11 protein-coding genes are annotated in these 14,585 nt (G+C 62.1%); 8 read left to right on the top strand and 3 right to left on the bottom strand.

The features are described 5' to 3' along the window. Position 1 precedes the first annotated feature (1 nt). From CLM72_RS26800 to CLM72_RS26790, 3 genes are all read left to right on the top strand, one after another. Positions 2–1,714, top strand: a complete 1,713-nt coding sequence (locus CLM72_RS26800; RefSeq protein WP_105228881.1) for a putative 2-aminoethylphosphonate ABC transporter permease subunit — start codon at positions 2–4, stop codon at positions 1,712–1,714. A gap of 23 nt (positions 1,715–1,737) precedes the next feature. After that, entirely contained in the window at positions 1,738–2,760 is a 1,023-nt protein-coding gene (locus CLM72_RS26795) for a putative 2-aminoethylphosphonate ABC transporter substrate-binding protein (RefSeq protein ID WP_105228880.1), read from the top strand. 126 nt (positions 2,761–2,886) lie between these two features. After that, entirely contained in the window at positions 2,887–4,020 is a 1,134-nt protein-coding gene (locus CLM72_RS26790; RefSeq protein WP_105228879.1) for a TIGR03364 family FAD-dependent oxidoreductase, read from the top strand. A gap of 29 nt (positions 4,021–4,049) precedes the next feature. On the opposite strand, the gene CLM72_RS26785 is transcribed toward CLM72_RS26790, so the two are convergent. Beyond that, a complete protein-coding gene (locus tag CLM72_RS26785; protein WP_034128968.1) occupies positions 4,050–5,417 on the bottom strand; it encodes a DUF3482 domain-containing protein in 1,368 nt (455 codons plus the stop codon). Then, positions 5,410–6,789, bottom strand: a complete 1,380-nt coding sequence (locus CLM72_RS26780; RefSeq protein ID WP_105228878.1) for a DUF2868 domain-containing protein — start codon at positions 6,787–6,789, stop codon at positions 5,410–5,412. Before CLM72_RS26780 ends, CLM72_RS26785 begins: the two co-directional genes overlap by 8 nt. 69 nt (positions 6,790–6,858) lie before the next feature. On the opposite strand from CLM72_RS26780, the gene CLM72_RS26775 reads away from it, so the two are divergent. Further along, complete coding sequence (locus tag CLM72_RS26775; protein WP_105228877.1) at positions 6,859–7,371, top strand: dihydrofolate reductase; 513 nt, start codon at positions 6,859–6,861, stop codon at positions 7,369–7,371. 84 nt (positions 7,372–7,455) lie between these two features. Here CLM72_RS26775 and CLM72_RS26770 read toward each other — a convergent pair whose 3' ends face one another. Further along, entirely contained in the window at positions 7,456–8,847 is a 1,392-nt protein-coding gene (locus tag CLM72_RS26770; protein ID WP_014720352.1) for an L-cystine transporter, read from the bottom strand. A 242-nt stretch (positions 8,848–9,089) separates the two neighbouring features. Here CLM72_RS26770 and CLM72_RS26765 point away from each other — a divergent pair, with 242 nt between their 5' ends. The 4 genes from CLM72_RS26765 (at position 9,090) to CLM72_RS26750 (ending at position 14,411) form a co-directional block, all read left to right on the top strand. After that, the gene (locus tag CLM72_RS26765; protein ID WP_105228876.1) at positions 9,090–10,151 is read left to right on the top strand and encodes a phosphorylcholine phosphatase; all 1,062 of its coding nucleotides are present in this window, start codon (positions 9,090–9,092) and stop codon (positions 10,149–10,151) included. Positions 10,152–10,362: 211 nt separating this feature from the next. Beyond that, positions 10,363–10,893, top strand: coding sequence for an RNA polymerase sigma factor (locus CLM72_RS26760; RefSeq protein ID WP_105228875.1), 531 nt, complete (start codon positions 10,363–10,365; stop codon positions 10,891–10,893). Beyond that, positions 10,893–11,840, top strand: coding sequence for a FecR family protein (locus tag CLM72_RS26755; RefSeq protein WP_105228874.1), 948 nt, complete (start codon positions 10,893–10,895; stop codon positions 11,838–11,840). The genes CLM72_RS26760 and CLM72_RS26755 overlap by 1 nt, the downstream gene beginning before the upstream one ends. Before the next feature lie 129 nt (positions 11,841–11,969). Beyond that, a complete protein-coding gene (locus CLM72_RS26750; RefSeq protein ID WP_105228873.1) occupies positions 11,970–14,411 on the top strand; it encodes a TonB-dependent siderophore receptor in 2,442 nt (813 codons plus the stop codon). Positions 14,412–14,585: the final 174 nt, after the last annotated feature.

Below are 14,585 nucleotides of genomic sequence, written 5' to 3'. Positions count from 1 at the left end.
GATGGGGGCTGTGATGACATTGCCGGTGCTGCGTCAGGTATCACGCGCCGAGTGGGGCGACCGCCTCTTCGTGGTCGGCGGCAAGTGGCTCTGGCTGGGCCTGTTAGTGGTGGCGGTGCTGTTGCCGCTGTTGGCGATCTTCTGGCGCGGCTTCAGCAGCGAAGCCGGGCAGGGCGGTGGCTTGGTAGCCGCTCGCGAACTGCTGGGCAGCGCCAACTTCCACTGGTTGCTGGGCAATAGCCTGAAAGTTTCCCTCAGCGTCGCGGCCATCGTCGTACCGCTGGCCTACTTGTTTGCCTATGCCCTGCAACGCACGCTGATCCCCGGCAAGTCCATCTGGCGCGGCCTGTCATTGCTGCCATTGATGGCGCCGTCGATGCTGCCGGGCATTGCCCTGGTTTATCTGTTCGGCAACCAGGGCCTGCTGCGCGGCTTGTTCTCGGAAAATATCTACGGCTTCTGGGGCATTGTGCTCGGTGAGGTGATCTACACCTTTCCCCATGCCTTGATGATTTTGCTGTCGGCGTTGTCCCTGGCGGATGCACGCTTGTTCGACGCCGCTTCGAGCATGGGTGCCAGCCCGGCACGGGCGTTTCGCAGCATTACCTGGCCGGCCACGCGCCAGGCGGTGTTCGCCGCATTCTGCCTGGTGTTCACCCTGACCATCACCGACTTCGGAGTACCGGTGGTGGTGGGCGGCGATTATCAGGTGCTGGCGCTGGAAGCCTACAAGGCGGTGGTCGGCCAGCAACAGTTCGGTCGCGGCGCATTGATCGGCATGGTGTTGCTGCTGCCGGCACTGTTCAGCTTTGGCGTGGATGCGTGGTTGCGCCGTCGGCATGGCAACGCGATGAGCGGTCGCGCCCAGGTGTTCCAGCCAGCGCCATCGCGGCTGCGCGACGGGTGCTATCTGGCCGTCGTGCTGCTGATTTGCGCGGCGTTGCTGCTGGTGTTCGGCATGGCGGTGTACTCCTCGCTGGTGAAGTTCTGGCCCTACAACCTGTCGCTGTCGCTCAACCACTACCAATTCGAAGACACCGCCGGCGGCGGCTGGCTGGCCTATCGCAACAGCCTGACCATGGCGCTGTGCACAGCGTTGATCGGCAGCGTGCTGATTTTCACCGGCGCCTACCTGATGGAAAAAACCAAGGGCCAGAAGAACCTCAACCTGGCGCTGCGCATGCTCAGCTTCGTGCCGATGGCCGTGCCGGGCCTGGTCCTGGGGCTGGGCTACGTGTTCTTCTTCAACCTCAACGGCAACCCGTTGCATGTGTTGTACGGCAGCATGGCGTTGCTGGTGGTGTGCACCACTGCGCACTACCTGACCACCGCGCAGATGACCGCGACCACTGCCTTGCGCCAGTTGGACGCCGAGTTCGAAGCCGCCGCGTTGTCCCTCAAGGCACCGTTGTACCGCCACTATCTGCGCGTCACGGTGCCGATCTGCCTGCCGGCGCTGCTGGATATCCTGCGCTACCTGTTTGTCTCGGCGATGACCACCGTGTCCGCCGCGATCTTCCTCTACAGCCCCGACACCATCCTCGCCGCCGTCGCCGTGCTGAACATGGACGACGCCGGCAATGTGGGCGGCGCGGCGGCCATGTCGACCCTGATCCTGTTCACCTCGGCCAGCGTCTCGCTGCTGCTGGCGTGGGCTTCACGTGGCGCGCTGCGCCGCTCCCAAGCCTGGCGCCAGCGCGCACCTGGCCAATAAAACATCCCTGAAGGAGGTGCTCCATGTTCAAGCCCCTGGCGCTGGTCGCTGCAGTCCTCACGGCATTCAGCCTGAATGCCTTCGCCAAGACCGAGTTGACCGTGTACACGGCCCTTGAAGCCGAGCAATTGAAGACCTACAAAAAAGCTTTTGAACAGGCCAACCCCGACGTCGAGATCAAGTGGGTGCGCGACTCCACCGGCATCATCACCGCCAAACTGCTGGCCGAGAAAGACCGCCCCCAGGCTGACGTGGTGTGGGGCCTGGCCGCCTCCAGCCTGGCGATCCTCGATCAGCAAGGCATGCTCGACAACTACGCGCCCAAGGACCTGGACAAGATCGGCAAGCACTACCGCGACGCCGCCAACCCTCCGGCCTGGGTGGGCATGGACGTGTGGGCCGCCACCCTCTGCTTCAACACCGTCGAAGCCGAGAAGCAGGGCCTCACCAAACCGGTGAGCTGGCAGGACCTGACCAAGCCCGAATACAAGGGCAAGATCGTGATGCCTAACCCGGCGTCTTCAGGCACCGGCTTCCTGGATGTCAGCGCCTGGCTCCAGACGTTCGGCGAGAAGCAAGGCTGGCTGTACATGGACGACCTGCACCGGAACATCGGCCAGTACGTTCACTCCGGCTCCAAGCCGTGCAAGCTGGCGGCGTCCGGTGAGTTCCCGATTGGCATTTCCTTCGAATACCCGGCGGTTCAGCTCAAACGCCAGGGCGCGCCGCTGGAGATCATCCTGCCCAAAGAGGGCCTGGGCTGGGAGATCGAAGCCACCGCTGTGATCAAGGGCACTGCCCATGCCGACGCGGCGAAAAAACTCGCCGACTTCTCTGCTAGCACCGCGGCGATGGACCTGTACAAGGAAAACTTCGCCGTGCTCGCGCAACCGGGTATCGCCAAGCCGCAGACCGAATTGCCGGCAGACTATGAGCAACGGTTGATCAAGAACGACTTTGTCTGGGCTTCCAGGAACCGTGACAGCATCCTGGCCGAATGGCGTAAGCGTTATGACGGTAAGTCGGAGAAGGTAGCCGGTCAGTAGGACTTTCGTTAGGGCTGATGGCCTCATCGCAGGCAAGCCAGCTCCCACATTTTGATGTGTGAACCCGTTCAAGTGTGGGAGCTGGCTTGCCTGCGATTGCGGCCTCAAGGACAGGAACATCATGTCATGACACAACACAGCGATTTACTGATCGTCGGCGCCGGCATCCTCGGCCTCTCCCACGCCTATGCCGCCGCCAGGCGCGGCCTCAAGGTCAAGGTGTTCGAGCGCAGCGCCACGCCATTGGGCGCCTCAGTGCGCAACTTCGGCCAGGCACTGGTCACCGGTCAACCACCAGGGCCAATGCTGGACCTGGCGCGGGAAAGCCGCGAAATCTGGGGCCAGTGGGCGCAAGCGGCGGGCCTGGCGCTCAAGCGCAATGGCTCCTACCTGTTCGCCCGCACCGAAGCCGAAGAACATCTGCTCGAAGCCTTCTGCGCCGGGCGCGCGCGGGAGCACGGCTACAACGTACAGCTGCTGCAAGGCGCTGCCATGAACGACCTGTACGCCGGCCAGTTCCGCCATCACCGCGCCGCCTTGCATGGCAAGGATGACCAGCAGCTGTACTCCCGCGAGGCGATCCCGGCGCTGATCCATTACCTGAGCCAGCACTTGCACGTGGAGTTTCACTTCTCCACGCTGGTACGTGACGTAGAGCCGGGCCAGCTGCACAGCACGGCCGGCAGCTTTCGCGGGGAGCAGATCGTTGTCTGTTCAGGCCACGACTATCAAACCCTGCTGGCCGAATCCATCGCCCCGCTCAACCCGCACACCTGCCGCCTGCAAATGCTGCGTGCGCGGCCGGTGCTTAATCTGAACCTGCAACACGCCCTGCTCACCGGCTTAAGTTGCGTGCATTACGGCGCTTTCGCCGACCTGCCGGAAGCCGCTGTGGTCCAGGCGCAGATTCTGCGCGAAACGCCACATTTGCAGGAACACGGCATTCACCTACTGATCAGCCCCACGCCCCATGGCGAACTGATCATCGGCGACTCCCACCATTACGACAGCGACCCGACGCCCTTCAATGCCGAGCAGATCGATGACTGGATGATCGAGCTGGCGCAGCAGACCCTGGGGTGCAACATCCAGGTGGTCGAGCGCTGGCAAGGCGTCTACGGCGCTCGCGGCCCCGGGCCGTTTTCGTTTGTGCAGGCGGCACCTGGCGTCAGCGCTGCCTTGATGCACACCGGCGTAGGGATGAGCGTGGGGCCGGCCATGGCCGAGCGCAATATCCGCAGGTTATGGGGAGAAGCGTGATGAACCCGGAACAGGCAGGCATTGGCGGTTCAGGTCTGGTCCAGGCGTTGGGCCAGGGCTTCAACCTGCTCCTGGCGCTCGGCCTGGCTTAGTTTCGCGTGAGGGTTGAGGGATGACCATTGCGGATAGGCGCGGGCCTTGTTCAAGGCGTCGGGCAGTTTGCCCTCGCGCCAGGTTTTGTCCTGGGGCGTGTCGACCTTGATGCTGTGCATCGCCGCATGGCCGCGCAGGTTCAAGGCCTTGAGCAGTTGGCGTTGGCGCAAGGCGAGCAGGCGCAATACGCTGTCGTCGACGGTCAGCTCGCGCTGGCCCTTGATCTTGCCGAGCAGGCGACTGCCGTAGCTGCGTGCGGTTTGCAGGGCGCCACCAGCGATAGCGCCTGCCAGGGCCGCGGCGCCAAGGGTCAGGCCGCCGACCAGTAGATCCACGCCAGCACCGGCAGCGGCTCCGGCAGCTATCCCGCCGCCGACCCGCACGCCAAGTTGCTTGAGGGTTTCGGGGTTGAACAAGTCATCGCCCCAGCGACCGTCGAGCAGCGGCAGGTCGCTGGCCGCCGCGTCCTGTGGGCGAAAGCCGAACAGTTTGAGCAGGGCTTCAACGCACTTTTGTTCGCGTTGGCGCACGGCCTTGCGTAAGTCGCTGACGGCTTGGGGCTCATTCTCGGTTGTCACACTGCGACGGCAGGCCGCGCAGTCGATCAACAGTTCGGCGATCAAGCGGGCGGCGCTTTGCTGGCGGGCCTGGCGCTGGGCTTCTTGATCGAGGATCAGGCGTTCCAACTGCGGCCGTGAGTTTTCCAGCAGCAGGGCCAGGCTTTCATACAGCCGGCGTTCGCCGTCTTCGGGCGGTGCCACGCTGTCGAAACGCACCAGCGCATGCAGGCCGAGGCGGGCCAGGGCTTCGCGCCAGTCCGGTTCGCGGTGGTCGCTGCTGCTGACGAAATTGAGCACCGGCAACAACGGCTTGCCGCAACTGGCTAGCACTTGCAGCTCGTCGCGGTACTTGGCCAGCACCGGCTCGCGAGCGTCGATCACGTACAGGCCGGCATCCGAGGCCAGCAATTGGCGCAACACCTTGGCTTCCTGTTCGAAACGCTGGCGCGCCTCGCTGCCTTCCAGGAAACGCGCCAGCCGCGCAGGGCCATCCAGGCGTTCGCCGGGGCGGTCGAGGCGTTCCAGGTAATCGAGCAGGGCGATGGCGTCTTCCAGGCCGGGAGTGTCGTACAGCTCCAGCAAAGCTTCGCCATCTACCGATAGGCGTGCACCTTCCACGTGCCGCGTGGTGCTGGGGCGATGGGACACTTCGCCAAAGCCGACATCGCGGGTGAGGGTGCGCAACAATGAGGTTTTGCCCACGTTGGTATGGCCGACCACGGCGAGTTTCAGCGGTTTAGTCATGACCTGTCTCCAGCCAAGTGAGCGGCGCGCAATCGGCAAACGACACTTCAAGCTGTTGCAACGCGGCATGCCAGTCGCCCAGGCGCTCGGCGTCCAGCGCCTGGCCCGGTGGTGCCTGCAGCAGCCATACGCGAGTGTCGGTGGCGCTGCGTGCCAGCTCGGCGATCAGTGCCAGGCTGCCACGGTCGGGCGAGCGGCGCGGGTCACAGGCGATGGCCAGGCGCGCGGGTGGGAAACGGCTGAGTTGCTCCAGCAGTTTGTTGCGTGATTCGCGGCTGTCGAGGATGCCGGCGTTCTTGACGTTGGCAGGCAGTTTGGGGGGCCAAGGGTGTTGGTCGTCGAGTTCGATGGCGACCAGCAAGGCGCCATCACTCTCCAGCTCACTTGCGCCGCCGCTGATCGGGTGCAGGTGATCGGGCGCCACATCGTTGACCCCCAGGCGCTCGCTGCTGGGCATCAGGCGTTCGCGCAGTTGGGCGTAGCCGGGCAGGTTGAGGTCCAGGTGCAACGCTGCGCGCCCGCGTTTCCATCGCCACAGGCACAGTAAGGCAAGGATCAACCGCGGCAGCAGACCGTAGACCAGCAACACGCCCACCAACCAGGCCGCCCAGGCCTGGCGGGCGCTTTCGATATTCAGCGCGGAGTCGCCGCTGGCGCGGATCATCTCCACGGTGGGCACATTGAAACCGAGCAGAGCCGGGAATGTGCCGAGGGCCTGGGTCACGGCGACAAAGGTATCGGCGCCGAGAATGGTGGTTTCCCACACAAACCCATAGCGGCGGGTGGCGAGCAGGGTCAGCAGGATCACCAGGGCGCTGAGCAAGGCCAGCAGCCACAAGCTGTTGACCAGCACACCCACCGCCCAGCGATTGAGTTTTTGCCGTTGCAACAACAGCAGCAGCGCGGGTGCCAACTGTGCGGCCTTGGCGTCACGGGCCAGTTTCTCGCTGAGCCACAACCACAGCCGGCCAAGGCTGGCGCTGTGTTCGCCGGCAAACAGCAGGCCCAGGGCCCAACTGATCAGCAAGATCAGGTTCAGGCCGAGCAGGCTGCCCAAGGCCCAGAACACATTCACCGGGGCCAGGCCATTACCCAGCGCGGCGAACGCCAAACCGGCGCCGCTGATGACGGCGACCGCCGCCAGTAACAACAGCGCCAGGCGTGCGCCTTGCAGCCAGCGGCTGAGCGCGGCGGCCAAACCATCGCGCTCGGCCAGGTGCAGCGCACGCTGCTGGATGCGCGTGGCCAGGTCGCCCCCGGCGGTGCGGGCCAAGCGGTTGGCTTCCAGGTCTTCCAGGGGGCCGGCGTGTTCTTCCCGCAGGCGCACGGTTTCTGTCAGCCAAAGTCTGTGCAGCGGGTTCAGTGCAGTCACGCGCCGTCCTGTCGTGTTGATGAGGTTGGAGCATAACCGCTGGCTCGCCGCTCTGGTATTCTCGTCGCCATGAAAAAAACTCTCCCTTTAAGCCTGATCGCAGCCCTCGGTGAAAACCGTGTGATCGGCGTCGACAACAGCATGCCCTGGCATTTGCCGGGGGATTTCAAATATTTCAAAGCCACCACCCTTGGCAAGCCGATCATCATGGGGCGCAAGACCTGGGACTCCCTGGGCCGACCGCTGCCGGGGCGCTTGAACCTGGTGGTCAGCCGTCAGACCGATCTTGTGCTGGAAGGTGCGGAAGTTTTTCCTTCACTGGGTGCAGCGGTCGAGCGCGCTGAGGAGTGGGCCAAGGCGCAAGGCGTGGACGAGCTGATGCTGATCGGCGGCGCGCAGCTATATGCGCAGGGGCTGGAACAGGCCGATCGCTTGTACCTGACCCGCGTGGCGCTGAGCCCGGAAGGGGATGCGTGGTTTCCGCAGTTTGATGGGAACCAGTGGAAGCTGGTGTCGAATGTCGAGAATCCGGCTGAAGGTGATAAGCCGGCCTACAACTTCGAGGTGTGGGAAAAAGCCTAAAAGCATCGCAGGCAAGCCAGCTCCCACAGTTTGATGTGTGAATACATTAAATGTGGGAGCTGGCTTGCCTGCGATAGCGGTCTATCAGACCTGCGCTAACTCGGCATGCTCATCGGCATCCAGCAACGCTTTATCCGTCTGCCCCATGATCTGGCTGGTAATCGCCCCCGCCGTCATCGAACCATTGACGTTCAACGCCGTACGGCCCATGTCGATCAACGGCTCCACGGAAATCAACAGCGCCACCAGTGACACCGGCAAGCCCATGGCCGGCAGCACGATCAGCGCGGCAAAGGTCGCACCGCCGCCCACGCCGGCAACGCCCGCCGAACTCAAGGTCACTATCGCCACCAGGGTCGCGATCCACAGCGGGTCCAGCGGGTTGATGCCCACGGTCGGCGCGACCATCACCGCCAACATCGCAGGGTAAAGACCGGCACAACCGTTCTGGCCGATGGTCGCGCCAAACGAGGCGGCGAAGCCGGCGATGGATTGCGGGATGCCCAGGCGACGGGTCTGCGCTTCAATGCTCAGCGGGATGCTTGCAGCGCTGGAGCGGCTGGTGAAGGCGAAGGTCAGCACCGGCCAGACCTTGCGGAAGAAGCGCAGCGGGTTGATCCCGGCCAAGGACAGCAGCAGGCCGTGCACCACGAACATCAGGCCCAGGGCCAGGTACGACACCACCACGAAACTGCCCAGCTTGATGATGTCTTGCAGGTTGGAACCGGCGACCACTTTGGTCATCAGCGCCAGCACACCGTAGGGGGTCAGCTTCATCACCAGGCGCACCAGGCGCATCACCCAGGCTTGCAGGGTGTCGATGGCGTTAAGGACTTTCTGGCCTTTTTCCACGTCGTCCTTGAGCAGTTGCAGCGCGGCAACCCCAAGGAACGCGGCGAAAATCACCACGCTGATGATCGACGTCGGCTTGGCCCGGGCCAGGTCGGCGAACGGGTTGGCCGGTACGAACGACAACAGCAACTGCGGGATATTCAGGTCGGCAACCTTGCCTGCGTAATCACTCTGGATCACTTGCAGGCGCGCCATTTCCTGGGTGCCGGCCACCAGGCCTTCGGCGGTGAGGCCGAACAGGTTGGTCAGGCCGATGCCGATCAGGGCCGCGATGGCCGTGGTGAACAGCAGCGTGCCGATGGTCAGGAAGCTGATCTTGCCCAGGGACGAGGCGTTGTGCAGGCGTGCCACGGCACTGAGGATCGAGGCGAATACCAGCGGGATCACGATCATTTGCAGCAGCTGCACATAGCCGTTGCCGACCAGATCAAACCAGCCGATCGAAGCTTTGAGCACCGGGTTGCCGTCGCCGTAGATCGTATGCAACGCCGCACCGAACAGCACGCCAAGCACCAGGGCGAACAGGACCTTCTTGGCCAGGCTCCAGTTTGTACGGCGGGTTTGTGCCAGGCCCAGCAACAGGGCCACGAACACCAATAAATTGAGAATCAGGGGCAGATTCATTGAAGCTCCGTTGAGAAGGCAGCCAATCGCGTGAGCCTGCGATTGCGAACCGGGAAGCCTAACAGCTTGAAATATATTGATTTAATACCAATATGGAATGGCGACTGTCGTTTTTGGAATAAGTGTTTGACGCCCAAGCGTATGCGCTTGGCGCAATCGCGACGTCAGCGGTCGCGCTCGGGCGATAACTGTCATACGGATTTGTTAGCGTCGATGTCTTTCACTTGAGGGAGACAACGCCTATGAAGCTCGCGCCGAAACTATTGGTATCCGCCGCCTTTTGCCTCGGGCTCGCCAGCCAGGCGTTTGCCGCCACCGAGTTGAAACACTGGCCGGCACCTGCCGCCAAACAACTCAATGAAATGATCGCCGCCAACGCCAACAAGGGTAACTACGCGGTGTTCGATATGGACAACACCAGTTACCGCTACGACCTTGAAGAGTCCTTGCTGCCGTTCATGGAAAACAAGGGCCTGATCACCCGCGAAACCATGGACCCTTCGCTCAAGCTTATCCCCTTCAAAGACACCGCCGACCACAAGGAAAGTCTGTTCAGCTACTACTATCGCCTGTGCGAAGTCGACGACATGGTCTGCTACCCCTGGGTTGCGCAGATTTTTTCCGGCTTCACCCTCAAGGAACTCAAAGTGCAGGTCGACGAGCTTATGGCCTCCGGCAAGCCCGTGCCGGTCAGCTATTTCGAAGGCGACGTGGTGAAAAAATCCGAGGTACAGCCGCCAAAAGTCTTCACCGGCCAGGCCGAGCTGTACAACAAGCTGATGGAAAACGGCATCGAGGTATATGTGATGACCGCCGCGTCCGAGGAGCTGGTGCGCATGGTCGCGGCTGATCCGAAGTACGGCTACAACGTCAAACCCGAGAACGTTATCGGCGTGACCACGATGCTCAAGGACCGCAAGACCGGCGAGCTGACCACCGCACGCAAACAGATCACTGCCGGCAAGTATGATGAGAAGAGCAACCTCGGCCTGGAACTGACCCCCTACCTGTGGACCCCGGCGACCTGGATGGCCGGCAAGCACGCGGCGATCCTCACCTACATCGACGAATGGAAAAAACCAGTGATTGTCGGCGGTGACACACCGACCAGCGACGGCTACATGCTGTTCCACGACGTTGACGTGGCCAAGGGCGGCGTCCACCTGTGGATCAACCGCAAAGACAAGTACATGACCCAACTCAACGGCATGATCGCCAAGCACGCGGCGGCGCAAGCCAAGGAAGGGCTGCCGGTGACGGCGGACAAGAACTGGGTGATCGTCAAGCCGGAAGAGATCCAGTAAGACCGAGTCACTGCATCGCAGACAAGCCAGCTTCCACCGTCGACCGCATTCTCATGTTGGGCGCGGTCAACTGTGGGAGCGGGCTTGCCCGCGAAGGCGGTCTTAAGAACACCGCAGACTCAAAGGCAAAATAGATATCAATTGCGAACTAATCTCATTCTTTGCTAGCGTGCGCACTCCCTGAACCGTCCGTTCTTCTCAAGGTAGTGCTGTGTCCTCCTGGAATACGCAGATCGCGCGCCTGTTCGCGGAGCAGAAGAAAGCCCTCGAAGCCTTCGTCACGCGCCGCACCGGCAGCGCCCAGGTGGCTGCCGACCTGACCCAGGAATCCTTCCTGCGCCTGGCGCGCCTGGAGTCCGGCGAGAAGATCGATAACCTACCCGCGTTCCTCTTCACCATTGCCAGCAACCTGGTGCGCGACCACCAGCGCCAGGCTATCCGCCGCGAGCGTCTGGATGCCGGCGCACCGAGCGAAGAACTGCCCTGCAGCAACCCCGGTGCCGACGAACAACTGGCCGCCTATCAGCAGGAGCAACTGATGCAGGATGCGATCCTGGGCCTGCCCGAGGCGACTCGGCAGATCTTCCTGCTCTATCATGTCGACGAGCTTTCCTACCGCGAGATTGGCGAACGCCTGTCGATCAGCCCGCGCAGTGTGGAATACCAATTGCGTCGCGCCTTGATTGAATGCCGTGGGTACATCAAGACGCGCCTAGCCTGCGATGCACAAGGACGTCGGTAATGACTGCCCTGCCTACTGCTGATGTGTTGTTCGAAGAGGCGTCCGGCTGGTATTTCCGCCTGCACGCCGAGGACTTGACCCCGGCTGAAATGGACGCCTTTGCTGCGTGGCTCGGTCAGGGCCAGGCGCAGGATGATGTCTGGCAGGAAGTGCAGGCGATGCTCGGCGGCCTGCGTGAGCCGGCGCGCGTCATTCGCCGTGCCGAGCAGGCCACCTGGCGTACACCGCTGCGGCGCTGGGCGTATGCGGCTGCCGTGTTGCTGGCCGTGGGCCTGACCGTGCAGAACACTCCCTGGCTTGACCGCTTGCGCGCCGACTACGCCACTGGCACTGGCGAGTCGCGCAGCATTGAACTGGCCGATGGTTCCCACCTTCAACTCAACACCGACAGTGCGGTGCAAATCCGCATGAGTGCGGGTGAGCGGCAGATTCGTTTGCTGCGTGGCGAAGGTTTCTTCGATGTGACCAAGGACCCCGCACGGCCCTTCGTGGTGCAGTCGGGCGACGGCTGGGTGCGAGTGGTCGGCACCCAGTTCAGTGTGGCGCGGCGGGATGACCAGACGCGTGTGCAGGTGGCGCAGGGCAAGGTTGAAGTCAGTGCAGGGAGCGGCACGCCGGTCTATCTGGAACCGGGGCGGGCCGTGGAGTATCAGGACCGGCACCTTGCACACGTCCACGGTTTCGACCCGGCCAGCGGCTTTGCCTGGCGTCAGCGGCAACTGGTGTTCCGTCAGCAACCTTTGTCGGTGGTGGTCTCTGAACTGAACCGTTACTGGCCCGGCAAGACGCTGGTGCTCGGTGATGCGTTGCGCAGTCGGGTAGTGTCCGGCGTGTTCGAAATCGACAAACCCGATGCCGTGCTCAAGGCGTTGGAATACACCCTCAACCTGCGTGCCGAGCACTACACCCCGTATTTGCTGGTGTTGCGTGAAGGCAATGCGTCCTGACGGCAATTTCTCAAAATATTTTCAGGGTTTCCCCGCAAGCCATCGTCCTTGATCACTGAGGCGTAAATAGTAAGCACTCTCAAGTAGTGCGGCGCCGATCACAGACTTTTGTACCGGGGAGCACCATTCATGGCACACCGATTCGCCACACGGCCCTTGCTGGCCTTGGCCATTTCCTTGGCTAGCTGTATCGCGCCGTCGTACCTGCAGGCCGCTGAGGCCAACCAGGCCCAGACCTACCGCTTCGATATTCCCGGGCAGGGCCTGGACGCTGCGCTGGCGGCGTTCTCGGCGGTGACGCGGGTTCAGGTGCTAGTGAATGGGGAGTTGACCCAGGGGGTGATATCGCCGGGTGTGAAGGGCAACCTGGGGCAGCGTGAAGCCTTGGGGCAACTGCTCGGCGGCACGGGACTGAGCGCGGCGTTTATCAATGCCGATACCGTCACCCTGGAAAAACGTGTGGTACCAGGTTCAGCCCTGGAAGTGGGCGCCACCACCATCACGGCCGAACGCCTGGGCGTCACCACCGAAGGCACGGGCTCGTACACCACGGGGGCCGTGACCCTGGGCAAGGGCGAGCAAAAACTCAAGGACATCCCGCAGTCGGTCAGCGTCATGACCCGCAAGCAGATGGATGATCAGAACACCACCAAGCTCTCTGAAGTGGTCAAGCGCACGCCCGGCCTGACAGCGACCAAGTCTCCCGGCTCCGGTATGTTCATCTTCTCCCGTGGCTTCGAGGTTGGCACCCTGCAATACGACGGTGTGGGGATTCCACGTAACACTTACACCTTGGGCAGCTATCTCACCGAAAACATGGCCATTTACGACCGCGTCGAGACGCTGCGCGGCCCGGCCGCCTTGCTGCAAGGTGCCAACAGCCCCGGCGGCACCATGAACCTGGTGCGCAAGCGCGGGCAGCAAGCGCCGACGGCGACCATTACCGCCAAGGCTGGCTCATGGGACCACTACGGCACTCAGGTCGATGTCGGTGGCCCGCTGAACGCCGCAGGCACCTTGCGCGGACGCTTCGTGGCGGATTACGACACCACCGATTCCTTCGTCGACTATGCGGGCGGCTGGAACCAGACGGTTTATGGCGCCGTCGACTACGATTTCACTCCCGACACCACCGTCGGCCTGGGCATCAGTAACCAGAAGGGCCATTCGCGCCCCAACTTCATGTCGTTGCCCCGTTATGCCGACGGCAGTGATATCGGTCTGCCGCGTTCGACATTTGTCGGCGCCAGTTGGAACCGCAGCGTCAACAATCAGACTCAGGTGTTTGCCGACATCGAGCACCGCTTCAACGATAACTGGAAAGTGAAAGCCGCACTGGTAGCCATGGATGAGCACAACGACGCAACCTACCAGGCGACGTGGGACACGGTACCCGTCGGCGGTGGCGCTGTGCCCTATGTAGATTGGATCACCGACTTCAATACCAAGAGCCGCGGCGCGGATGTGTATGTAAACGGCAAGTTTGAGGGGCTGGGCTTCCAGCAGGAAGTGGTGCTGGGCGCCAACTATTCCAAGCTCACCACCGACGACCAGTGGGCACGGGCTTCAAACCCCGGCGCGGATATCTTCAACATCGACCACAACCGCCCACAGCGCGACAAGTACCAATTGTTCCAAGAGGGTGCCGCCTCGAAGAGCTGGTATGACATTCGCCAGAAAGGCATCTATGGTACCTGGCGTGTGAAAGTCCTGGACCCGCTGACGTTGATCGTCGGTGCGCGTACCAGTTGGTATGACTATTCCTACATTGGCCAGAGTGGTTTCAAAGGCACATATGGTGCCCCGCAAGACAATACCACCCAGTCCAATGGCAAGGTTACGCCCTACGCCGGCCTGGTCTATGCGCTCAACGAGCAGTGGTCGGCCTACGCCAGCTATGCCGATGCCTTTGAGCCGCAAACCAACCTGACCACCTCCGGCTCCCTGCTCAAGCCTATCGAGGGCAAAAACTACGAGTTGGGCATCAAGGGAGAGCTGGCTGACGGGCGCCTCAATACCTCGTTTGCGATCTTCCGTTACGATCAGGAAAACCGTAGCGTGCAGGACCTGCAAGGGCCAATGAACTGCAATGGTTGGTACTGCTCGGTCGCCTCTGGCAAGGTCCGCAGCCAAGGCTTTGAAGCCACACTCAGTGGTGAGGTGCTGCCAGGCCTGCAGCTGGCCTCCAGCTACACCTACAACACCACTGAATTCCTCAAGGACGACACCTACGAAGGCAAGATTTTCAGCACTTGGACCCCCAAGCACTTGCTCAAGGTCTGGGGTGATTACCAGTTGCCGGGCGATTGGCAACATTGGAGCGTGGGTGCCGGTGTGACCGCGCAAAGCAGCACCGAAGCCTATGACCGTACGTTCAGCGTGCCGGGCAATGCATTGTGGGATTCGCGGGTGGCCTACAAGATCAACCAGGAATTCACCGTGGCGGCAAACCTGAACAACATGTTCGACAAGAAGTATTACATCCCGGCCTACAACGCGAACTGGGGCAGCAACTACTACGGGGACCCACGCAATGTGATGTTCACCATGACCTATACCCCACAGTTCTAAGAGATTACCTATATCCAATGCGGGGGCTGGCTCGCCCGCAATGGCGGTGTGCCAAACAAGAACTCACCGGCAGGCCTATAGCTATCGCAGGCAAGCCAGCTCCCACAGTTGATCCTCGGTGTTGTGGAGGTTTTGGCCAGGCATAAAAATGCCCCGCACCTGGCGGGGCTTTTT

It is taken from the genome of Pseudomonas sp. MYb193 (assembly GCF_002966775.1).
Taxonomy (GTDB): Bacteria; Pseudomonadota; Gammaproteobacteria; order Pseudomonadales; family Pseudomonadaceae; genus Aquipseudomonas; species Aquipseudomonas paracarnis.
The sequence above is the reverse complement of the archived record's forward strand: the minus strand, read 5'-3'. Positions and strand labels throughout refer to the sequence as shown.